This is a genomic window from Mycobacterium dioxanotrophicus, from assembly GCF_002157835.1.
Lineage (GTDB): Bacteria > Actinomycetota > Actinomycetes > Mycobacteriales > Mycobacteriaceae > Mycobacterium > Mycobacterium dioxanotrophicus.
This window is the reverse complement of record NZ_CP020809.1, coordinates 7,176,818-7,199,490: the sequence shown is the minus strand read 5'-3', so window position 1 is coordinate 7,199,490 and position 22,673 is coordinate 7,176,818. Positions and strand designations below refer to the sequence as shown.

General features: G+C 65.3%; 20 protein-coding genes. 15 read left to right on the top strand and 5 right to left on the bottom strand.

The annotated features are described in order from the left end of the window. Positions 1-17: 17 nt before the first annotated feature. The gene (locus tag BTO20_RS34800) at positions 18-1,328 is read right to left on the bottom strand and encodes a type I glutamate--ammonia ligase (protein WP_087080831.1); all 1,311 of its coding nucleotides are present in this window, start codon (positions 1,326-1,328) and stop codon (positions 18-20) included. 118 nt (positions 1,329-1,446) lie between these two features. On the opposite strand from BTO20_RS34800, the gene BTO20_RS34795 reads away from it, so the two are divergent. From BTO20_RS34795 to BTO20_RS34785, 3 genes are read left to right on the top strand one after another with little or no spacing between them, the layout of a single operon-like run. Further along, the gene (locus tag BTO20_RS34795) at positions 1,447-2,244 is read left to right on the top strand and encodes a class II glutamine amidotransferase (RefSeq protein ID WP_087083120.1); all 798 of its coding nucleotides are present in this window, start codon (positions 1,447-1,449) and stop codon (positions 2,242-2,244) included. Between the two features lie 5 nt (positions 2,245-2,249). Then, positions 2,250-3,134 carry a MurR/RpiR family transcriptional regulator gene (locus BTO20_RS34790; RefSeq protein WP_232490958.1) on the top strand — a complete coding sequence of 295 codons (885 nt, stop codon included), beginning with the start codon at positions 2,250-2,252 and terminating at the stop codon, positions 3,132-3,134. Between the two features lie 16 nt (positions 3,135-3,150). Then, the gene (locus BTO20_RS34785; protein WP_087080829.1) at positions 3,151-3,771 is read left to right on the top strand and encodes a TetR/AcrR family transcriptional regulator; all 621 of its coding nucleotides are present in this window, start codon (positions 3,151-3,153) and stop codon (positions 3,769-3,771) included. Positions 3,772-3,931: 160 nt separating this feature from the next. On the opposite strand, the gene BTO20_RS34780 is transcribed toward BTO20_RS34785, so the two are convergent. Then, a complete protein-coding gene (locus BTO20_RS34780; protein WP_198344178.1) occupies positions 3,932-5,020 on the bottom strand; it encodes a methyltransferase in 1,089 nt (362 codons plus the stop codon). 62 nt (positions 5,021-5,082) lie between these two features. On the opposite strand from BTO20_RS34780, the gene BTO20_RS34775 reads away from it, so the two are divergent. The 8 genes from BTO20_RS34775 (at position 5,083) to BTO20_RS34740 (ending at position 14,148) form a co-directional block, all read left to right on the top strand. After that, entirely contained in the window at positions 5,083-5,520 is a 438-nt protein-coding gene (locus tag BTO20_RS34775) for a hypothetical protein (RefSeq protein ID WP_232490957.1), read from the top strand. Between the two features lie 205 nt (positions 5,521-5,725). Next, entirely contained in the window at positions 5,726-6,640 is a 915-nt protein-coding gene (locus tag BTO20_RS34770; RefSeq protein WP_232490956.1) for a type VII secretion target, read from the top strand. 334 nt (positions 6,641-6,974) lie between these two features. Continuing rightward, positions 6,975-7,991 carry a hypothetical protein gene (locus BTO20_RS34765; RefSeq protein WP_232490955.1) on the top strand — a complete coding sequence of 339 codons (1,017 nt, stop codon included), beginning with the start codon at positions 6,975-6,977 and terminating at the stop codon, positions 7,989-7,991. A gap of 120 nt (positions 7,992-8,111) precedes the next feature. Continuing rightward, positions 8,112-10,250: a hypothetical protein gene (locus BTO20_RS39645; protein WP_198344177.1), complete on the top strand. Its 2,139-nt coding sequence runs from the start codon at positions 8,112-8,114 to the stop codon at positions 10,248-10,250. Further along, positions 10,247-10,990, top strand: coding sequence for a hypothetical protein (locus tag BTO20_RS34755; protein ID WP_087080823.1), 744 nt, complete (start codon positions 10,247-10,249; stop codon positions 10,988-10,990). Before BTO20_RS39645 ends, BTO20_RS34755 begins: the two co-directional genes overlap by 4 nt. Before the next feature lie 17 nt (positions 10,991-11,007). After that, positions 11,008-12,549 carry a PPE domain-containing protein gene (locus BTO20_RS41175; RefSeq protein WP_157680405.1) on the top strand — a complete coding sequence of 514 codons (1,542 nt, stop codon included), beginning with the start codon at positions 11,008-11,010 and terminating at the stop codon, positions 12,547-12,549. Positions 12,550-12,572: 23 nt separating this feature from the next. Then, positions 12,573-13,631 carry a hypothetical protein gene (locus tag BTO20_RS34745; RefSeq protein WP_087080820.1) on the top strand — a complete coding sequence of 353 codons (1,059 nt, stop codon included), beginning with the start codon at positions 12,573-12,575 and terminating at the stop codon, positions 13,629-13,631. 7 nt (positions 13,632-13,638) lie between these two features. After that, a complete protein-coding gene (locus BTO20_RS34740; RefSeq protein ID WP_157680404.1) occupies positions 13,639-14,148 on the top strand; it encodes a hypothetical protein in 510 nt (169 codons plus the stop codon). 54 nt (positions 14,149-14,202) lie between these two features. Here the strand turns inward: BTO20_RS34740 and BTO20_RS34735 are convergent, their stop codons facing one another. After that, on the bottom strand, positions 14,203-15,018 hold the full coding sequence (locus BTO20_RS34735) for a MaoC/PaaZ C-terminal domain-containing protein (RefSeq protein ID WP_087083112.1): 816 nt from the start codon (positions 15,016-15,018) through the stop codon (positions 14,203-14,205). A 13-nt stretch (positions 15,019-15,031) separates the two neighbouring features. Next, a complete protein-coding gene (locus tag BTO20_RS34730) occupies positions 15,032-16,384 on the bottom strand; it encodes a 3-oxoacyl-ACP reductase (RefSeq protein ID WP_087080815.1) in 1,353 nt (450 codons plus the stop codon). A 74-nt stretch (positions 16,385-16,458) separates the two neighbouring features. Between BTO20_RS34730 and BTO20_RS34725 the strand changes: the two genes are divergently transcribed. The 4 genes from BTO20_RS34725 to BTO20_RS34710 all read left to right on the top strand — a co-directional run bounded on the left by BTO20_RS34725 (position 16,459) and on the right by BTO20_RS34710 (position 21,034). After that, on the top strand, positions 16,459-17,760 hold the full coding sequence (locus BTO20_RS34725) for an acetyl-CoA C-acetyltransferase (protein WP_087083110.1): 1,302 nt from the start codon (positions 16,459-16,461) through the stop codon (positions 17,758-17,760). Positions 17,761-18,116: 356 nt separating this feature from the next. Beyond that, a complete protein-coding gene (locus BTO20_RS34720) occupies positions 18,117-19,028 on the top strand; it encodes a TIGR03564 family F420-dependent LLM class oxidoreductase (protein WP_087080813.1) in 912 nt (303 codons plus the stop codon). A 78-nt stretch (positions 19,029-19,106) separates the two neighbouring features. Beyond that, positions 19,107-20,390 (top strand): sensor histidine kinase, encoded by a 1,284-nt coding sequence (locus BTO20_RS34715; RefSeq protein WP_232490954.1) that lies wholly within the window; start codon positions 19,107-19,109, stop codon positions 20,388-20,390. Next, complete coding sequence (locus BTO20_RS34710; protein WP_087080809.1) at positions 20,387-21,034, top strand: LuxR C-terminal-related transcriptional regulator; 648 nt, start codon at positions 20,387-20,389, stop codon at positions 21,032-21,034. The genes BTO20_RS34715 and BTO20_RS34710 overlap by 4 nt, the downstream gene beginning before the upstream one ends. A 17-nt stretch (positions 21,035-21,051) precedes the next feature. Here the strand turns inward: BTO20_RS34710 and BTO20_RS34705 are convergent, their stop codons facing one another. Next, the gene (locus BTO20_RS34705; protein ID WP_157680403.1) at positions 21,052-22,380 is read right to left on the bottom strand and encodes an APC family permease; all 1,329 of its coding nucleotides are present in this window, start codon (positions 22,378-22,380) and stop codon (positions 21,052-21,054) included. Positions 22,381-22,673: the final 293 nt, after the last annotated feature.

Here is a 22,673-nt window from a genome sequence, read left to right as displayed (position 1 = left end):
GTGCGCGGCGGATCGGCTCAACAACTCCAGGCCAAACGCAGTGCCTGGCAGATCTCGGCCGGCGGCCGATCGCCGTAGGTGACGAGCTCGTGATTGCGCACGGCGGCAACACCTTCGATGACCGCAGGCGTCAGCAACTCGGCGGCGACTGCGGAGGTCTGCAGGGTCTTGAGCACGGTGCGCTGATCGGTCGGCAGTGGTTGAAGATCGGCCGTCTGCGCCGGATCGTCGGCGACCTCGGCAGGCAGCTGCAGGCCGAGCTCGATGCCGCGCAGCGCGCTGCGCAGGAAAGCTGCCGCCGCGAGATACGGGTTGGCGCTCGGGTCGATGAGTTTCAGTTCGACATTGGCGCCGTGGGGATTTCCCGGTGTCGCGGCGATGAACCTGACCGCAGCCTCGCGGTTCTCCAAGCCCCAGCATTTGGCGGCGCCCGCCCAGTTGCCGGGCTTGAGCCGTGCAGCCGACAGCACCGAACCCGCATACACGCCAAGGAGATCCGGCAGGGTGTCGAGTACTCCCGCGATCGCGGATTGCCCCGCCTGCCGCATGCCGTGCGGGCCGTCGCCACCGGACAGCAGGGGACCGGCGTCGTCGGCGAACGACAGGTGCAGGTGTGCGCCGTTGCCGGCCTCCCCGGCGAACGGTACGGGGGAGAACGAAATCTTGAGACCGTGGCGGGCCGCGGCCCGGCCGATCACGATCCGCGCCAGGATGACGGCGTCGGCCGCGGCGACCGGCGTCGTCGGCGCCAGCGCCACTTCGAATTGGTCATGGCCGTACTCGGTGTGGAGCTGGTCGATAACCAAGCCCGCGCGTTCGGCGCTCGTCATGAGGTCGACCAGGAACGCGGAGCGGTCCAGGGATGTGCGCATGCCGTAGGGCGACCAAGGCTCGGCGGATGCGTGCTGCGTGTCCGGCGCCAGCATCGTGCACTCCAACTCGGCGCCGATCTTTGCCGTCAAACCCTGTGCGGCTGCCGCCTGTTCTGCGCGGGCCAGCAGCGTGCGCGTACACAACGGAGCCGGTTGCCCGTACTGGTCGTACAGGCTCGCGGGCGCCCAGGCCACGCCGGCTTCCACCACCTGCAGTTCGGTCGGATCGATCCGGATCCGCAGGTCGCCGACCACGCCGATGTCCGGTGTGAAGGCGATGCCGCTGTCGACGCAGAACACGCTCCACGAAGGTGAGACGCCCATACCCGCGGACTGGAAAGAGGAGAGACGCCGCAGCGGCACGTACTTCGCGCGCGTCACCCCTGCCAGGTCGGTCAGCGATCCGGCGACGATCTCGACGCCGTCAGCGCGTAGGTCATCGATCTGCGGCGTCATGGCTCCTCCTGGCTTCCCAAGTCTGCGAGCACGCTATGTCATAAATGTTTCATATTCTTTAATATGAGCGCCAGAGGTTCGATTCATAAAATTTTTTGGGTTCAGAGGGGTGGGTCTCATGTGTCGCTTGCTCGGAGTCGTGTCGGCTGCACCGATCTCCGTCGCCGACGCGGTCGGCGCGCACGTGTTGAAGGACTTCGTCGCGCTCACCAAGGTGCACGGGGATGGTTGGGGTATCGCCCACGTCGACGAGCCGGGCGGCGATCCCCGAGTCGAGGTCTCGGCGGGCAGTGCGCTCGACGACCCGGCCTTCAGCGCGGCGGTGGAGGAACAGCGTCTGACGGCCGGCATGGTCCATCTGCGCTGGGCCACCAACGGCCTGGCCGTGCAACCGCAGAACTCCCACCCGTTTGTCGTCGGCGGAGTTGCTATGGCGCACAACGGATCCATCAAACCGACCGGCCCGCTCGACGAGCTCGTCGAGCGGGGTATCGCCGCCTCGCTGCGCGGCACCACGGACAGCGAGCGGTACTTCGGGGTGATCCGCCAACACCGTCGGACCGCACCGGACCTGGCCGAGGCGGTGCGCCGCGCGGTGGCTCAGCTGCGTGCGCTGTATCCCGGCGCGAGTCTCAATGCGCTGGTGCTCGGCGAGGGGCAGTTGATCGCCGTACACGCGCACGCCCACAGTCAGCTGCCCGCCGAGGACATCGAGGAGATCACTGCGGCCGACCTGCCGACCGAGCATCTCGAGGATTACTTCGCGTTGCGGTGGGCCCGGGCCGGCGACGGCGCCCTGGTGGTGGGTTCGACCGGCTTCGGCGACCTGGATTGGCAACCGTTGCCGCCGGAGAGTGTCACCGCAATCTCGATGGCTGACTTGTCGATGAATTCGGTGCCCGTCATGGCAGATTGAGAACCGTGTCAGAGGACGCTGCGGAGACGGTGGCAAATGTCTCGACGACCGTGGAGGCCAGGGCCACCGCGGCGCTGCCCACGCTCAGCAAGGCTGAACGAAGAGTGGGGCGGGCGTTGCTCGGCGACTATCCGAGCGCCGGGTTGGCCAGCGCGGCCCGGTTGGCCGAACGCGCCGAGGTGAGCCCGCCGACCGTGTTGCGGTTCGCGCAGTCCCTCGGCTACGACGGGTTCGCTGACCTGCAGGTCGCGCTGCGTGCCGAGCTGTCCTCGCGGTCGAACGGCCCGATCACCCGGCTGCCCGACGCCCCGGCCGCAGGCAGCCTGCTCGACCGGCTGCTGCAGCAGGGGCGTGCACAGAACGAGCGGGCCGAGCAGACGTTGGCGCTGCTCGCCGAACCCGCGCTGGAAGCCGCCGTCGCGCTGCTCGCCGACGCCGGACGAACCGTTTATCTGCACGGCGGCCGCTTCTCACATCTGCTGGCCCTGCACCTGGCCGCCCACCTCGAACAGTTGCGGCCGGGTATCCGGGTGCTGGGGGACCCGACGGGCGGGGATCTCGGTGCGCTGCTCGAACTGTCCCGCCACGACGTGGTGGTGCTCTTCGACTATCACCGATACCAGCGCAGCGCCGCCGAGCTGGCCCAACGCGTGCACCGCGCCGGCGCGACCGTCCTGCTCATCACCGACGATCTGAGCTGTCCCGTGGCGCCGGACGCCGAGGTCGTGCTGGCCGCCTCGAGCACCGTGGGCACCACCTACCAGAGCATGGCGGCCGGATTTCTGCTGACCGAACTGCTCATCCCGTTGGTCATGGACGCGATCGGGGAGCCTGCCCGGACCAGGATGGCGCTGTGGGAGGAACAACGGCGCGCTGAGCTTCTGCCGTGACAGTTACCCTGATCGGATGGCAGGTGGAACCAAACGGCTGCCGCGTGCCGTCCGAGAACAGCAGATGCTCGACGCCGCGGTCCAGATCTTCTCGGTCAATGGCTATCACGAGACGTCCATGGACGCGATCGCAGCGCAGGCCGAGATCTCCAAGCCGATGCTGTATCTCTACTACGGCTCCAAGGAAGAGCTGTTCGGGGCGTGCCTGAACCGGGAGCTCACCCGGTTCGTCGATGTGGTGCGCGGGCAGATCGACTTCAGTCAGAGCCCGAAGGACCTGCTGCGCAACGCAGTACTGGCGTTCCTGACCTATATCGACGCCAACCGGGCTTCGTGGATGGTGCTCTACACGCAGGCCACCAGCTCGCAGGCGTTTGCTCACACGGTCCGTGAAGGCCGCGAGCGCATCATCGATCTGGTGGCCAGGCTGCTCAGTACCGGCACGCGTAACCCTGAGCCCGACAGCGACTTCGAGATGATGGCCGTCGCGCTGGTGGGCGCCGGTGAGGCCATCGCCACTCGGGTGAGCTCCGGCGACGCCGACGTCAACGAGTCCGCCGAGCTGATGATCAACCTGTTCTGGCGCGGCCTGAAAGGCAAACCGTCGGAGACCGGATCTCAGTCGGCCGTCGGTTAGCGCGCACGCCACTGGCTCTGCGGTGACGGCGTGGCGCTCTCGCACTTCCACGACGTACACGCAGAGTCAACAGGGCGCGCGCGGTCGTGGGCATTGGCTCTGCGGTGACGGCGCGGTGCTCTCACACCTTTGCGACATACGCGCAGAGTCGATGATCGGCTCAGACTGCGAGGCCCCGCACGAGGCTGAACGGTGACGCCGTCGGCACCACCTCGGTGAGTCGGAAACCCGCCTCCTGGTAGAGCTTTCGGTATTCATCCCCGGTGCGCTCGCGGGCGGCGATGCCGATCAGCATCTCCATGTCGATCCACTTGGCGAGGAACTCGCGATCATGTTCGGGGATAACAGCTTCCACGAGCAGCAGCGTGGCGCCCGCAGTCGCAGCGGCGCGGATATTCCGCAGGATCGTCAGGGCCTGCTCGTCGGGCCAGTCGTGGATGATGTTCTTCATGATGTAGAGATCGGCACCGGCCGGCGCCTTGTCGAAGAACGAGCCGGGCAGGATCTCCACCCGGTCGGCAGTTCCATACTTGGCCAACAGTTTTGGTGCACCCTCGACCACTTGGGGCAGGTCATAGAGGATGCCGTGGGCCGCGGGTGCGGCTTCGAGGATCGCCGAGAGCAGCCGCCCATGGCCGCCGCCCACGTCGGCGATCGTGGCGAACGGGGTGAAATCGAACGCCGCCACCACAGGGGCGATCGCGAGCTCTGAGACGCTGGTCATGGCGTCGTTGAAGATCTCGCCGAGCTCAGGGTCGGAGTTCAGGTACTCGAACGCCGCCATGCCGCGCATCTTCGGGATGACGGCCTCGCCGGTCCGCACGGCCTCACCAAGCTGGCTCCAGTGTTCGCGGTGTTCGGGGGAGCCGACGAATCGCGCCATTCCGGCGATCGAGACCGGAGCATCGGTGCGCAGCGGGTCGGCCAGGGCGTTGAGGGCGTAGCGCCCGTCGCGGGTGCGCCGGAAGATGCCCTCGCTGACCAGGGCCCGCATCAGCCGGTTGAGGGTGTCGGGGTTGGCGTCGACGCGGCGGGCCAGCTCTTCGGGTCGCAGCGGGCCATCGGCCAGCGCGTCGGCAACGCCGAGTTGCACTGCTGCGGTGATCCCCTGGGCCACCCATGCCTTGAGGATCGTCTCCAGCAGTACGGCCGGTGGTGGAGCCGACCGCTGGTGCAGTCGGCGCAGGTGATGACGGATGCGGTCGACGGCACGGACCAGCCCTACCGGGGGCACCTTGGCGGAAGTCACCGCCAGACTGTAGACAAAATTTGCCGCGTTCGGTGCGTTCGTAGCTATGTCAGGGTTGACGTGTGCTGAAGAAACTGGTGTTGCTTCCGATTTTGCTGTGCGTGGCTGCCCTGACCACCCCGACGTGGGCGGCGGCTGATCCGGTTTCGGCGGTACCCGACGGGCCCGCCATCGCGGCGTCAGCCGTCGCCGACGTGACCAAGCAACTCGGCAAGCCCGCCAAGCTCAACGTCTCCACGCTCAACGAGTCGCAGGGCTGGGCCTTTGTCTGGGCCAAGATCACCGATCCCAGCGGCCGGCCCATCAGCTACGACAACACTCCGTTCGCCGATGCCGCGGCCGAGGGCGGGAAGTCGAAGAGCTATGCCGGTCTGTTCCACTCCGACGGCGGTGCCTGGAAGCTGGCCACCAGCAGCGTCGGCCCGACCGATGTCGCATGGACATCGTGGAGCAGCGAATACTCCGCTCCAGCATCGATTTTCAACCTGTCGGGGTCGTAACGGAATTTGCTTGGGCGGGTCGCTCGTAGGTGGGTTTGTGCACGTCAGCGGCGCGAAATTCATGCAATGACCGGGCTGTGAGTTCGGGTAGCATTCGCCTAGCGACATATCGAGGGGGTTGTGTTGATCGTGGGTGCGCCTTACCTGTCATCAGGGTCTTCGCTTGAATTCGCGCGTTGGACGCTGAGACAGGGCAGGTGACCACGTGACCGAAACCTTGCGGGTTGACACCGCACTGGTGAGTGCCGCGGGCAGCAAGCTGGCCGGGATTGCTGGCGAGCTCCCGACGGCCCCGGCAGTGACGAAGCCGACCGGTTCCGATGCGCTGTCGGCAGCGATCGCGGCCAAGATGCCGACGGTGGTCGATCCGGTGGTGGCCAAACTGCCGCAGGTCAAACAGGCCCTGACGAAATACGCCGACAACGTGACGAGCGCCGCCAGCAAGTACGAGACAACCGACGAGCAGGCCGCCCAGACCGTCCGCAAGGCGTTTGGTCTGGTTGACGACGCGGCCGGCCAGGGCGGTGGTTCGCCGGCAGCGCCGGGCGGCGGAGGTGGTTCCACGCCCGGAGGTGGTGGGGGCGGCCAGAAGTCCGGCGGCGGTGGCAAACATCATCGCGGCGGCAAGGGCGGCGACGGCAAGGCGACGCCGGGTTCAGCGCCCGACGCGACCGCGGCGAATCCGGCGGCTGCCGCGGCCGGCGGCGATCCATCCGGCATGGGCCAGATGGGCCAGATGATGCAAATGCCCATGCAGATGGCGCAGCAGGTCGCCCAAGTGCCGACGCAGATGATGGGCGCGTTGGGGCAGATTCCGCAGACCGTGCTCCAAGGTGTGCAGGGCATCGTGGAAGCCGCCAAACAGGGGGCGGACAAGCCCGGCGAGGACGGCGCCGACAAGGACCAGCAGGCCGAGGATCAGAAGCAGAAAGATCCCGCTGCCGAGCACAAGCCCGACGGAACACCGGCCGGTCAAAAACCTGCCGAGCCCGCTCCGACGGCTCAGCATCCGGCCCAGGCAGCGGGGCCGTCGCCGAGTTCTGGTGCTGAGCGGGCGCCTGTGGCGCCGAGTGCGCCGCGTCATGCTCGACCGGAGCCGAGTCCGGAGATTTCTTTGTGATTGATCGGTTTGTTGGTGTTGTTCGGACTGTAGGGGTCGCTCGATGACATTGCCGCCACCGCCGGGTAATTCGCCGCAACCGCCGTATGGCGGCGGTGGCGGTGATCCGTTCGGACCACCCCACGGTGGTCCGGGTGGGTCCTATCCGGGTCCGCCTCCGGGAGGCCCCGGTGGCACGTATTCCGGTCAGCCGCAGCAATCCGGGCCCCCACAGCATCACGCGCCGTCCTGGCAGCCTCCGCAACAGCAACCCCCGCAGGGCCCGCCGCAACCACATTGGGCTGCCGGTCCTGCCGGGCCTCCCGGTCAGCCACCGAAAAAGGGTGGCAACGGCATGAAGTGGGCGCTCGGCGGTGTCACCTTGATCGCCGTCATCGCGATCACCGCGGCGGTCTCCATTGCCCTTACGAAGGGCAGCGGTGGCGGCGGCAATGGCACGCCCAGCGCATCTGCGTCACCGTCCGCGTCTGCTTCGGGGACTGCGAGCAATAATGATTTTGCAAGTGCCAATGACACGGGGCCTGTCAATATCATAAAGGAAGATCCGACGTGCTCGGCGTTCTGGCCCGTCAATAACAACTTTGCAGATACGCAGAAGAATTCAGGATGGGCCAATCGCGACCCATCCGTCCCTGCAACTAATTGGACGCCCGAGGTCCGATCTCAGTATGAGGAGGTCGGGCGGTCTATGCGCGCGACCGCTGACCAGATGGTGCCGCTGTCAAAAGCAACTCCGCATCGAGCTGTGCGCGAACTGTACCAACAATTTATCGTATTCGCGCGCGCGTACAGCGATTCGATCACGAATTATACGGCTGCAGACGATAACTTATCGGGGGTGGCTCTCGCGGCGGCCACCACGATAGCTGATTTGTGTAGTGCGATTGTCAAGGGCTCTGCGCAAGGAAGAGCTATATCGCTCGAGCAACCAGCCCCGCCGTCAGTGCTTGCTGAGTTAGGTAATCCCGCAAATCCGGTTTCGTTTATGAAGACTGCTGATTCCACTTGCGGCGAATGGGACACGATACTTAATGGCTTCATCGCTGATCCCACCGTGGCTCAGTGGCAACGGATAGATGCCGGTATGCCGGCGTCTGGTTTATCGGCCGATCAGCGTGCAATAAACGAGGCAGTTGCGCCGATAATGACTAAGTTTGCTGACGACATAGAGCGTCTGGGCCGGTCGAGTTCCAATCCGACAGTTCAGGATTTCGCGGTGTTGTCCGCACAGTACCGACGCGCATACGTTGCGGCATTGCCGAGCTATACGCCTGCTGATTCTTGGCTTGACGGGACGGCTGGCAGAAGCACTAATGTGATCCTTCGTGCCTGCAAAGCGGCAGGAGGTTAGCTAATGGGAATTGGAAAGCCGGCGGATCCGCATGGTACGACATCCCCAAATGGTTGGCCGGAGATTGACGAAGATTCTTTACGTGTCTTAGCCGATTCTTTCGGTGGGTTATCTCGGACCGTGTCTTTGCAGTTGGATGCAGCTAAGATGGAAAAAACGCAGATGTTTGATGGTGTGGGCATCTGGTCGGGAGGCGCAGCGGGCGCTGCGGCGGGAGCGTTAGGTGCTCGTATTGCAGAGCTGGATTCACTGAAGAAGGCGCTGGATGCCGCGGTCAAATTTTTCAACAGCGCATATGATGCCATAGTAAGTGCCAAGAACAAGATTACCGAAAACGTTGCTAATGCGAATAAGGCTATTGATGCAATCAATCAGAACGATAAGGTGGAGAATAAAAGCGACGCTGTCCAATCGATTGTCGATCAAGCACGTAACGCAAATTCTGCAATAATTTCCTCCGAGGCCGCGCTCGTATCGGGTACTTCGGCGGATAAGGCTGGAGCGCATAACGGCTCACCAAGTTTTGTGGTCAATCCCGCGGGCTTCACTGGCGACAAGGGTGGTTTCACCGATAAGGGCAAAACAAATGACACTGGCATGCAGAGCGTCGTTGGTACGGGCACTGGTGACTCTGGGGGTGGTGGCGACAACTCTGGCAAGGACCAGTCGAACGAGGGTCGTAATCAGACCAACGTTGGCACGGGCACTGGTGACTCTGGGGGTGGTGGCGACAACTCTGGCAAGGGCGAATCGAACGAGGGCGGTAATCAGAACGAGGTTGGTGACGGATCCAACGGCTCCGGCGAGCAACCAGACACACGACTTCCACCGGTAACCACTCCGGGCCCAGGCGTCAACGCCCCACCCACACACCACGTGCCAGGGGTTGGTGCACCCTCGCTCACCCCAGTCAGCGGTGCACCAGGCGCTCCTGGTGCACCGAGTATCGGATCTCCGAGCGGGGCACCAGGTACGCCGTCTTCGCCGAACATGCCGGGCAATCTCAATCCCGCAGCGCTGAACCCGCAACAGCAGCAGCTCAATGACTTCACCAAGGCGATGAGCGATGCGGCGTCGAAGGTTACCCAGCCGTTGACGCAGACCGGGCCTCCGGTGAACCCGGCGGCGGCAGCGTCAACGCCGTCGACACCGCTGCAAGCTCCGCCACCGGCAGCTGCGCCGCCCCCGCCTGCGGCGTCGGCTCCAGCCGCGTCCGCATCGTCGTCGGGCGGTGGTTCGGGTTCGGCTCCGGTGAACGCGAATGTGAACGTCAACTCGGCTCCGTCGTCGCCGATGCCGCTGGCGCCGGCACCGTCGGTTCCGTCGGCGGGTCCGGCCGCCCCCGCCGGATCGACCGGTGGTCCGATGGGTCCCGGGGTGATGCCGGCCGGCGCATCGCAAGGCGCGGGCGCGGGCGCGGTTCCGCCGCCGCCTGCTCCGGTACCGGTGTCGGCGGCGCGCATGGAACGCGACGCCGTCGCAGTGTCGTCGACTGCTGCTGCGCTGCAACGCAAGCAAGCGGGTAACGACCCGCTGGCGGTCGCACGTCGTATCGGTGCCGCGCTCAACATGGGGCACACGAAGGACCCCGGCTTCTACTGGGTCACCGGCCTGACGAAGGACGGCGCCATCGTGGTCGCCAATACCTATGGGCTGGGCTACATTCCGGATGGTGTGAAGCTGCCGGAGCCGGTGAAGCTCGCGAGTGCCGACGAGTCAATCCCGGCCGGTGTGCGGGGGAGCTGGGCGACATATCCGATCGTGGCGCTGCACGGTTGGGCGCAGCATCACGACACAACGCTGCGGGCGGTGATCGCGACCGAGGACCAGTTCAAGGGGTTCGATCCCGGCGCGGCGCCGATCATCTTGCAGCCCGACGACATTCCGGAGACTGGCCAGATGCAGGGCCGGGACCGGTTGACGGTCATCTCACCCGATGTGTCGGCGCGGCTGATGAAGATGAGCGATGCCGCGCTGATGGAATTACTGCCGCCGGCCTCGGTGGATGTCGAAGGGCCGCAGAACCGTCGCGTCGAACTGCTGCTGGAGGTGTTCCGCCCGCTGCTCAGCAGCGATCCCGGCCGCATCCCGGTACAGCTGGAGGCGATGGTCAGCTATGCCGATCACATGCAGGAACTGGCGATCTACAACGCGCACACCGCGGCTGACGGCGAGGCGCAACGCTCGGCGATCGCCGACTGGCTGTACTGGCAGCACTTGGGTGTGCTCACCTCCGATGCGCTGGCAGGCGCGAGTTGACGCTGCCGTTCGACGACGACGATTCCCTGCGGTACCCGCCAACACCGGTGATGCCGGAATTGTTCGTCGATCTGGATCTGCAGCTGTTCACCGCGGCCGACGAGTCTATGCGTTGGGCCGCGCTGGTGGCAGGCACCCGCGAGGTTCTGGACCGGTTTGCGCACCTGGCCTCGCCGAAGGTGCGGGTATCGACCGGCCCCGAAGTGGTGGTCAGTCGGCTCGACGCGTGCGTGCAGGGTTTCTCCGCAATCGGCGCCGAAGCGTTCGCACGGTGGCTACAAACGGTCGTTGATGTGCTGGAAGCCCATGCGTCCCTGCAACATCGGTGCGTACACGACATCCGTGCGACCAAGTCCGATGCGGAGGCAATTACCGCGATCACCGAAGCTGCGACGTCCCTCGATGCGGCGGCGAAGGCGATCGCCGGATACCCGTTTGGAGCGTTTCCACCTCGTCCGGACGAATCACCCGACTACCCGTTGATGGCCCAGGCCGGAATGTGCTTGGCCGCAGAGACTCACCGGGTCCCCCTCCGTACCCAGCTGGACGGCGCGGGCGGAGCCTCGGGATCCGCCGAGTTCAATCCCTATGTGGCAGCGCTGTTCCGGTTGGAGTTGGCGACGCATCGCCGGTTATATCGGCTGTTCTACGAGCTGTGCTTTCACGTAGGTTTCGATTTGCATGACAACCCCGACGTGCGGTTCGACACGCCCGATGGTGTCGACCGTCAGGGCCTGTGACGAGAGGAAGGTGAGCGATGGGGAATGTTCACGTCGATACGACGGTCTTGACCAGCCGCGCAAGCGAAATACTGACGATGCCGTGGAAGACCAGCGTGTCGCAGGCGCAGGCTCCGGACAGTGTGCCGCTGTCGGTCACGGCGGTGGCAAATCTCAACGACTGTGCCAATTCGCTGATGGCGTACCAGAATTGCGGCCAGACGCAGAGCGAGCGGCTCGCCGGGATGCTCAACGACACCGCGGAGCTGTATCGGAACGTCGACACCGAATATGCGGGCAGGATGGACGATCCTGGTCGGCTACCGAAGGTGAACGCGATCTCGGTACCCCCACCATCGACCCCGCCGCCGCCCTTGCCCGAAGCGCCGAAACCACCAGCGATGGTGAGCGCGGCGGGATACAGCACGGTCGAGCAGAACAATCAACAACTCAACAGCGGCCCAGGTACCGGCGCGTTGGATTCCGCCAGCGCGGACTACAAGGATGCCGCGAACATGCTTACCAAGGTGGAGGCGCCGCATTTCGAGAACTGGGAAGGCACCGCCGCCACAGCAGCAATGGACCGGTTCAAGGAGCTCTACACCTGGTTGGGTGAGCTGAGCACCAAATGGACTGCGTTGGCCGCGGCTGCCGACCAAATCAAAGCGGCACATAACACGGCTGTAGCCGAGCACGCGCCGATCCTCCAGTCGTACAACGAGTACCTGCGCAAACTGCAAGAGCTCATGAATGATCCGAACGCTGACCCGGCGCTAATCGACTTGATCGCTCGCACATTGACCAAGCTGCAGCAGGATTCCAACGACGTCCTGGAAAAGTACGCCAGGAGTGCGTCGTTCAGCCCGCCCAACGTGTCCGATCCGCCATTCGCGTCAGGGCGCACAGGCAATCCATCTGTCGGTCCCAACGGTGGCAAGGAAGGCGGCCCCAAGGCAGGTGGCGGCGACGGAGACAGCAAGGACTCCAAGGGCGACAGCCCTCAGGTATCGCCGGCGAGCACTGATCCCAATGCGGCACAACAGAAGTCCGGATCACCCGCGGGCGGGGGATCGCCTGCGGGCGGCGGGTCGCCGTCTGGAGGGTCACCGTCGGGCGCTGGCGCCGGAGGGGCGCCTTCGGGCGGTATGCCCGGGGGAATGCCCAACGCGGGCAAGCCGACTTTGCCGAAGCTCAGCGAGCCGTCCCTGAAGCCGGCCAGCCTGGGCGGCGGGGGCGGCGCCAAAGGCGGTGGCGGGGGTGGCGGCGGCATGCCCAAGATGCCGCTCGGGCCGGCGGTCGGATCGGAGTCAGTCGCACCGACTCCTGCCGCTGCAAAAGCAGGCGGCCCGGGTGCCGCGGGCACGGCGCCTGCCGGTGCCGGCATGGGCGGCGGTGGCATGGGTAGCGGCGGTATGGGCCACGGCGGCGGTCAGCAGGGCAAGGAAAAGCGTCGCGACCCGAACCTGTCGCCCGACGAAGATCTGTACAAAGAGGATCGCGCGTGGACCGAACCCGTCATCGGCCGCCAGACCCCGCAGCGGCGCAAAGCTCCTGACGGCGGCAAGGACAGCGGCAGCTGACGAGACTGAGCTGACGCTGCTGATTGGCGTGTCACAGCGAGGGTGGAACTCGCGTATTTGGGCTGCGCCCAGCCGACGCCGACGAGCGCGACCGTAAGCTGCTGCCGATCGTCAACAAGGGTGTCAGCCAGCTCAGCGACATCATCCAGAAGTCCACCAACGACATGATCGACATCCGCGGACGGGTGCAGGGCATCAAAGGCGAATACGAAGGCCTGATCAGACAGAAATTTGGGCCGCGTCATGAGGCTCCCGACGACGGCAGTGACCAGGACAAGAACGAGGGCGATACCGCTCAGTCAGATGCACCGGGAGCGAAGCCGGGCGAGCCTGGCGGCCCGGAGTTCGTGATGGGGGCGCCGACAAAACCTGACATCAAGTGGGACGAGGACTTCCAGTACGACTCTGCCGATCCGTCGTGGCGAGATTATCTGAAGCGCGCTGAGTGGCAGGCGAAGTTGGCCGGTGGCAGGGTGTTGCGGCCTGACCTCGACGACGCCACGCAAATGTATCGGCATTATTGGGACAACGACGGTAAGCCAATCGAATTCGATTACGAGGAGGCCTACCGGGAAGACCCAGGAATCAAGGCAAATGTCGATGATCAAATCAGCCGAGCGCAACGCGGGGCTGAAGAGCTGATCCGAGCGGGCAATACGTCGTTCTCGATGACAGGGGATGCGACGCCTACGTCCACGTACCCGACCACAGAGAACTGGCAGAAAGCGGTTGGTGGATACCAGCAGTGGAGCAGCGCTGATGTACGTGTCGACGGAAACAAGGTCACGATGACCGTCACTGTTCATGCAGAAGATCACTACGATTTCAATCGCGGTCAGGCTGATATCGGTACCGGGGCAGCCGACAATGAGAATGGCCGATTTACTGAACTGGGTTGGGCGAAGCCATTCGATTCTCACGGCCAGCTCACCCGTACGATCACATGGGAGCTGGGCAGTGCGCCAAGCGCTGAGCAAGGTGGGCAGCCGCAGTTCAATCCAGGGCGCGAAGATCGCGTCGACGGCAGAGGTAGCGCCGGCGGTATTGGACGGCCTGAAAACAACCGCAGCACGGGAGGGTGACGTTGCCGTGACACCACGTAAGACGCTGCGCGCCAGGATGATCGTCGCGCCGACGGCGCTACTCGTTGCCGCGCTCGCGGCGTGCGGCTCCACCGCTCACAGCCCTCAAAAGAGAGACGCCTCGATGAATGCTCCGGCGAGCAAGACCACTTCCAATCCGGTTCGGCACGACCTTGAGCCGATCACGAGGCGCTTCCCGGTGCTCGGCTCACCGATGTCGGGTTCGTGGGTGAGCGGCGACATGGGAGATCCGAGTGTTCCCGGCCCGTCGCTGTACTGGATCGACGCGGTGATCGAGTTGACGGCGGATACCGCAAGCGATCTGAAGCAGCGATACCTGCCGGTCCCGACTACTGCAATGCCGGATGTCTGGAATACCTTGACCGAATTGCTCCCGAAGGGTGGCTACGTCACCAGCATTCAGTTGGATGCGGCCTTCACGACGACGAAGCTCAAGTCGAAAGCGTTCATGGCAGCGGATGCGCCGGTTGTCGTAATCAGCGCTATCGGCGAGTAGCCAATAGAAATTTGAGCCCCCGCCGCGAAAGCGGCGGGGGTCCAATGTAAGACGTCAGAGCGCGGAGACTGTCCCCGTGAGGTGTGGGTAGCCCTTCGAGAGGTTACGCAGGGTCAGTTCCCAGCCGTCGGTGTCTCGTGAGACGTAGAGCCCCGCGTTGGCGGGCAGGACCACGGGCTTGGCGAATCGGACCGAGTACTTCACCGCGTCGGGCAGCTGACCCTCGATGTTCGCCAGAACCGTTGCCGCGCTGAACATCCCGTGTGCGATCACAGTGGGGAAGCCGAACAGCTTGGCCGCGATGGCGTTGGTGTGGATCGGGTTGTGATCCCCGCCGACGTCGGCGTAGTGGCGGATCTGCCCGGGCGTGATGCGCAGGATGGCATTCGGCGGGCCGAGCTTGGGTTGCTTCTGTGGCGGCGGCTTCGGTTCGTCGGACAGGCTGGTGCGCTGCTGGTGCAGGAACGTCGTCACCTGATGCCAGGCCAGATCATTGCCGACCTTGAGGTCGGTGACGATGTCGACCAGCAGCCCCTTGCGGTGCTCCCGCAGGTTCTCCGCATGTACGGCGGCGCTGACGGTGTCGGTGACGGAGATCGGCCGATATTGGGTGATGTGGTTCTCGGTGTGCACCGAACCCATTGCGGCGAACGGGAAATCGAATCCGGTAACCAGTGACATCACGGTCGGGAACGTCAGTGCGAACGGGTAGGTCAGCGGCAGCGTATCGCCGAACCGCAGCCCGGTCACCTGCGCGTATGCCGCGACGTTGGCTGGGTCGATGGCAAGGTCGTCGACGGTGATGGTGCGGGTGGGCAGGGTGTCGGAGCGGGGGACGAACGGTAGCGCCCCCACCACGGCGCGCAGCATGTTGTTCACGCCGTCACGCCCCCAGCATGGCCTGGCCGCACACCCGGATCGTGTTGCCTGTCACGGCATTCGACGCGGGGTTGGCGAAGTAGGCGATCAATTCTGCGACGTCCACGGGCTGACCACCCTGGAACAGCGAGTTGAGCCGGCGGCCCACCTCGCGGGTGGCCAGCGGAATCGCCTCGGTCATCTTGGTCTCGATGAAGCCGGGGGCCACCGCGTTGATGGTGATGCCCTTCTCGCCCAGCACCGGGGCCAGCGCATCGGTCAGCCCGATCATGCCGGCCTTGGTGGTGGCGTAGTTGGTCTGTCCGCGGTTGCCCGCGATGCCTGCCATCGAGGACAAGCCGATCACGCGGCCACCCTCACCCAGGGCGCCGGCAGCCACGAGGCCCTCGGTGAGCCGTTGGGGCGCAAGGAGATTCACGGCGATCACAGCATCCCAGCGGCCCTCGTCCATGTTGGCCAGCAGTTTGTCGCGGGTGATGCCGGCATTGTTCACCAGCACGTCCACCTTGCCGCCGTGATGCTCGGTGACGTGCGCGACGATCTTGTCGACCGCGTCTTCGGCGGTGACGTCAAGTGTCAGCGCGGTTCCGCCGACCTTCTCGGCCACCTTCTGCAGGTCCTCTGCGGCCGGCTCGACGTCCACAGTCACCACAGCCGCGCCGTCACGCGCGAACACTTCGGCGATGGTCGCCCCAATGCCGCGCGCCGCCCCCGTCACGACGGCGACCTTGCCGTCGAGCGGCTTGTCCCAATCGGCCGGCGCAGTGGAGTCGGCGGCGCCGACCCGGAACACCTGTCCGTCCACGTAGGCCGACTTCGCCGACAGGATGAAGCGCAGCGTCGATTCCAGACCGGTGGCGCCGGGCTTGGCGTCGGCGGCCAGGTACACCAGGGCGACCGTGGCGCCGCGGCGCAACTCCTTGCCCAGCGACCGGGTGAAGCCCTCGAGCGCACGCTGAGCGATTTGCTCATGCACGCTGCCCGCCTGCTCGGGCGTGGTGCCGACGACGACGACTCGTGCGCACGGGGCCAGGTTGCGCAGCACGGGCGTGAAGAACTTGTACAGCTCCTTGAGGCCTGCCGCATCGGTGATGCCGGTCGCGTCGAGCACGACACCGCCGAACGAGTCCGCCCAGCGGCCGCCGATGTTGTTGGAGACGACGTCGTAGTCCTCGGCGAGCGCGGCGCGCAGGGGTTCGACGACGCGGCCGGTGCCGCCGATCAGCAGTGACCCGGGTAGCGGTGGGTCGCCGGCTCGGTAGCGGCGCAGGGGCTCGGGCTGGGGCACGCCCAGCTGCTTGGCCAGGAAGGATCCCGGCCCGGAGTTCACAATCTGAGAGAGCAGGTCGGTAGCCATACCTACGAACTTACTCCAGAGTAAGAACAGTGGGTAATATGGCCCGGGACAACCCGACAGTGGAGGGCAAACAGATGGCCAACAACACGACCCGGCGCCGCGTTGCCGTATTGGGTGGCAACAGGATTCCGTTCGCGCGGTCCGACGGCGCTTACGCGAACGCCTCCAACCAGGACATGTTCACCGCAGCCCTCGACGGGCTGATCGACCGCTTCGGTCTGGCGGGCGAGCGGCTCGGCGCGGTGATCGGCGGTGCGGTACTCAAGCACAGCCGTGATTTCAACCTCATGCGTGAGTGCGTGCTCGGCAGCGCGCTCTCCGCGTACACCCCGGCCTTCGACGTGCAGCAAGCCTGTGGCACCGGCCTGCAGGCGACCATCGCCGCGGCCAACAGCATCGCGCTGGGGCAGTACGAATCGGCTGCCGCCGGCGGCGTGGACACCGCGTCGGACGCTCCGATCGCTTTCGGCGACGACCTGCGCCGCGTGCTGCTCGGGCTGCGCCGCGCCAAGTCCAACGTCGATCGGCTCAAGCTGGTCGGCAAGCTGCCGGCATCGGTGGGCGTCGAGATCCCGGTGAACAGCGAACCGCGTACCGGCAAGTCGATGGGCGAGCACGCCGCGATCACCGCCAAGGAAATGGGCATCAAGCGCGTCGACCAGGACGAACTGGCTGCAGCGAGCCACCGCAACATGGCCGCCGCCTACGACAGGGGCTTCTTCGACGACCTGGTCACGCCGTTCCTCGGGCTGTACCGCGACAACAACCTGCGCGCCGACTCGAGCGCGGAGAAACTGGCCAAGCTCAAGCCGGTGTTCGGGGTGAAGCTCGGCGACGCCACGATGACCGCAGGCAACTCGACACCGCTGACCGATGGCGCCTCGGTGGCGCTCTTGTCCAGCGAGGAGTGGGCCCAGGCGCACGGACACGAGCCGCTGGCATATTTCGTCGACGGCGAGATGGCGGCTGTGGACTACGTCAACGGTCCCGACGGTCTGCTGATGGCTCCGACTTACGCCGTGCCGCGTCTGCTCGCCCGCAACGGACTGACGCTGCAGGATTTCGATTTCTACGAGATCCACGAGGCGTTCGCCTCGGTGGTGTTGGCCACCCTGACGGCGTGGGATTCCGAGGAGTACTGCAAGGGCCGCCTGGGTCTCGATGCCGCTCTGGGCACCATCGACCGGTCGAAGCTCAACGTCAACGGTTCGTCGCTGGCCGCCGGGCACCCGTTCGCGGCCACCGGCGGGCGCATCGTCGCCCAACTGGCCAAGCAGCTCGCCGAGAAGAAGAAGCAGACGGGCCAGCCGGTGCGCGGCCTGATTTCGATCTGCGCGGCAGGCGGGCAGGGCGTTGCAGCAATCTTGGAGGCCTGAACCGTCCTGACCAGGGCTGATGCCCGCCCCGAAAACATTCGAAAAGTTTGTTTTCTCGGTGTGTAACGGCCCGCCCTGGGACGTCGATACACGGGTAGCTCCGTGTTGCCGTCTGACCCCCCGACCCGACGGCAACACGGGGCCACCTTCAAACTTCCCTTGAATTCCGGTCGAATTTTCCTCTGGTCTGAGGGGTACTCGAGGCGTAGGCTCGACCGTACGACGGGTTCGGGAGTGACTGATCCGAAGAGTCGGTCGAAGGGGTGAAAGACCGGCGGCGCGAGACCGATTGAGACGCCCCCAAGTGTCCTCCCGAACCCGCCCTTTTTTGTCTCCGCCCGCTTAGCGTTGAGGCCATGCAAACCAGCCTCATCGGCTCCCTCAGCGATACCCGCGGCCGTTCACCGATCGACGCCACCGTAGAGAATCTGGCGCAGCTGCGCGATGAGGGTTTCCGGCGGGTGTGGATGACCCAGATGCCGTACGAACCCGATCTGCTGACGGTGCTCGCCGTGGCGTTCCGTGAAGTCAGCGACATCGAAGTCGGCACCGGCGTGATTCCCATCCAGAACCAGCATCCGATGCTGCTGGCCCAACGTGCCCTGACGCTGAATCTGATCGGCGGCGGCCGCTTCATCCTCGGCCTGGGCATGACCCATCAGGCGGTTACCGAAGGCATGTGGGGCATCCCGTGGGACAAACCGGTCCGGCGCCTGCGTGAGTACCTCGACGGTCTGCAACCGCTGCTCGCCGGGGAGGCTGCCGATGCGCCCGGGGAAACGGTCACGACCCGCGGTTCACTGCAGATTCTCGGTGCGACCGCACCCGACATCTACATCGCCGCCTTGGGTCCGCAGCTGCTGAAACTGGCCGGGCGTCGCACGGCCGGCACCGTCACGTGGATGACGGGCCCGACCACGCTGGCCCAGCATGTGACGCCGACGCTGCGCGAGGCCGCGCAGGGTCGCCCGGTGCGCGTCGTCGCCGCGCTGCCCGTCAGTGTCACCGACGACGTCGCGGGGGCCCGCGCGCAGGCCGCCAAACAGTTCGCGATGTACGGGCACCTGCCGTCCTACCGCGCCATGCTCGACCGCGAGGGGTACGCGGGCCCGGAGGACGCCGCGATCATCGGCGATGAGGCCGAGGTCGCCGAACGGATCGAGGCGCTCGCCGGCGCCGGGGTCGACGAATACGTCGGTGTGCTGTTCGACGCGTCACCTGAGGCCAGGGCCCGCACCCGCGCATTGCTGCGCTCGATCGACAGCTGAGGGTGTGGCCAGCCCCACCATATATTGGCTGGACTGCACCATCGCCGGATGCGATCGTGTCCGGCAACCATGGGGAACGTGACTACCACCGCGATCGCACCGGCTGTTGCCGATGACTGGCGACGAGTCCTGCGCACCCCGCTGCGGGCCCGGGCCTGGCGCGCCTACTTGTACTTCCTGCTGATCAGTCTTCTGGCCGTGATCGGTGTGGTGTACCTGTTCGCGACCGGCTTCGTGTCGGGAGTTCTGCTGGTCACCCTGGTCGGCATTCCGTTGCTGGCTGTCGTCGTGCTGACGGGACGACGGTGGAATGCGCTGTACCGCGCGTTGGCCCGCTTGGTCGGGGTCAGCATCGACGCGCCTGCGCCCTTCACCCGGCCGGCCGGGCTGCCACAGACCGTGGCAGCAGCGCTGACCGATGCCGTCGGTTGGCGCAGCCTGGGCTTCCTCGCACTGCAGAGCATCGTGATGACCCCGGTGGGCTACCTGGTCTTGGTCGGCGTCGTGATGTCGGTGAGCCTGGTGGCCTCACCGGTGATCTGGGCCGTCACGGGCGAAGCGGTCGTGAGTTTCGGTGAGCCCGTCCAATCGCTCGGCGCGTACCTACTGTTGGCGCTGGGTGGGCTGATCGCGCTGTACCTGCTGGGCTGGCTGATGCTCGGAATCGTGCGTGCCCATGTCTGGCTGGCCGGCACGCTGCTGGCCGCGCCGGCCCGCGAGCGCAGGGTCGCCGAACTCGAAAGGGCCCGTGCCGGTGTCGTCGACGACGCGGCCGCCACCCTGCGCCGGGTCGAGCGCGACCTACACGACGGCACCCAAGCTCGACTCATCGCCGTCGCGATGACGCTGGCCCGCGCCGAAGAGCAACTCACCGATCCGAAGAAGACCGAGCGGGCACGCAAACTGGTGTCCGACGCGCTGGCCAACACCAAGGACACCCTGACCGAGCTGCGCGATATCGTGCGTGGAATACGGCCTCCTGCCTTGGATCTCGGCCTCGGGCCCGCCGTGCAGACCTTGGTGGCGCGCAACCCTATCCCCGTGGAATTGGTCGACGACATCGCGGTACGCCCATCGTTGGGAGTGGAGACACTGGCATATTTCTGCGTCGCCGAACTATTGGCGAACGTATCGCGGCACTCCGGCGCCACACGGGCCACCGTCTGGCTGCGCAGCGACGCCGAAGAACTACGGATTGCCGTGGCAGACAATGGTTCCGGCGGAGTTCAACCGGGCAACGGGTCGGGCCTGACGGGCTTGGCTGAGCGGTTGCGCATGGTCGACGGGCGCCTGGATATCGACAGCCCGGCCGGTGGGCCCACCACCGTGACCGCCGTCGTGCCCTCGGGTGCCGAGCGATGACCAGGCTGGCCATCGCCGAGGACAATGCGATCCTGCGGGACGGGTTGACGCAACTGCTTGTCGAACGCGGACACGACGTGGTGGCCAAGGTCGGTAGCGCCGACGAGATGCGGGACATCGCGGAGGCTTTGAGCCCCGAAGTATTCGTTGTCGACATTCGGATGCCGCCCACATTCACCGACGAGGGGTTGGTCGCTGCGGTCTCATTGCGCCGGTCGCACCCGCAGATCGGAGTGCTGGTCTTCTCACAGTGGGTGGAAACCCGTTATGCCGCTGAACTTCTCGCAGGCAACCCGGAGGGCGTCGGCTATCTGCTCAAAGACCGGGTGGCCGACATCGCCGAGTTCGATGCGGCCGTGCGGCGGGTTGCCGCAGGCGGCACCGCGCTGGACCCCGAGGTCGTGCGCCAACTGATGGGCAGCCGCCGCGGCGCCGACGCCCTGGACCGCCTGACCGCACGCGAACACGAAGTGCTCGGGCTGATGGCCGAGGGGCATTCCAACAGTGCTCTGGCCGACCATCTCTCGATCTCAGAACGCGCAGTGGAAAAACACATCGGCAGCATATTCACCAAACTGGACCTGCCACCGTCGGCGGCGCACCACCGCCGTGTGCTGGCGGTGGTCACCTACCTCAACTCCTAGCGGTGGGAGAACGGAAGTCAATACTTGGGCGAACGCAGTATCGGTGCGCGGTAACGATATTTGGCGATGAGATACATCACTACACCGAGCGCTGACAGCGCTGCGAGTGCCATCCATTCGGCGGTGGCGAAATCGACCGCACAGGCTATTGCGACCCACCCGAGCAGCACCGCACCGACCAATGGCAACACACCGCCGAGGAGCGCGTCACGCCAGTTGGACAGCACCCGGTCACGCAGGGCCCACGCGGCGGCGAGTGCGGTCAGCGCGTAGTAGCAGGCAAACAGAAAGCCGACGGTGGCGATGAGAAGGTCGAGGGCGTGCGCCACGCTGGAAGCCAAGATGTACACCCAGGTGGCCGCGATGCCCAAGCCGCCGATCAGCAGCGTGCTCGCGGCCGGCGTCTGGAACTTGCGGTGCACCTTGCCGAAGACTGACGGCAACACCTTGTCGCGACCCATCGCCAGCATGATGCGTGCCAGGCCCACGATGGTGGCCTGGGTCGCGGCCAAGACAGACGCCACCACTGCCAACGCCATCGCCTTGGCCCAGCCGGTTCCCGTCAACTCCTCCGCGACGAACACTGCGGCGTTGGTGGAATGCTGCTCCATCGCCTCGGGTGGCGCGACGGTGGCAAAGGCGAAACATATCAGCGTGTACATGACACCCAACACGATCACGGCGATGATCACCGCCTTTCCGGGGTTGGTCTCTGCGCGCTCGGTCTCCTCGCTCAGATAGATCGAGGTGTCCCACTGCGCGATCATGAAGATGACCAGCAGCATTGCGGCTACGAAGCCGCCGGTGCCACCCACACCCGAAGGGCTGAGCCAAGCCCACGTCGGATGCACCGAGTTCGGGCGGTCATTGGCGAACAGGGCCCAAAATGCCAATGCCGAGAACAGCAGGAGCACAGCGTATTCAGCGATAGCCAGGGACAACTGGAGTCGACCCGTGAGTTGTACACCGATGACGGCGAATGCGGTCAGAAACGCACCAAGCACCGTCGTGGCGATCACCGTTCCCCATTGACTGTTCGGATCGAACCCGACTAGTGCGAGAACGGCGGGGCCGATGCTGACGAAGTTGATGATCAACGAAACGACGAAGGTCACCACGAGGATCCATCCGACCCCGAAACCCGCACGCGGACCGACCGCACGTCCCACCCACGCGTAGGGACCGCCACAGTCCTGTTCCCACAGGTTCATTCGCTGGAACGCCACGGCAATGCAGAGCATCGCGATCGAAGCCACGATGATCGACGGGATGAATCCGTAGCTGCTGGCAACGATCAACGGCGCCAACGAGACCGCAACCACCTGACCCGGCGCCGCCCCAGCCATGCTGATGATCGTGCTTTCCCTGAGCCCGATTGCACTCTTCCGAAGAGTCGGACTGTCATCGACGGATCCGGGTGGACGCGATGCAGCTGGGTTGTCGCGGCGTTCTTCCGGTGTGGAGGGCTGCGTAACCGACATGGACGTCTCCTTGGTTGAAGAGTCGTGATTGCTGGTACGGAGAACAAATCGAGGATGGTGGGGCAGTCCGGAGTTCTACGGACTTTCATTGCTGCGCTTGCTATTCCAGAACCACAGGCCATGGCGCATGATCCATTGCCCGTTGTGTGGCGATAGCC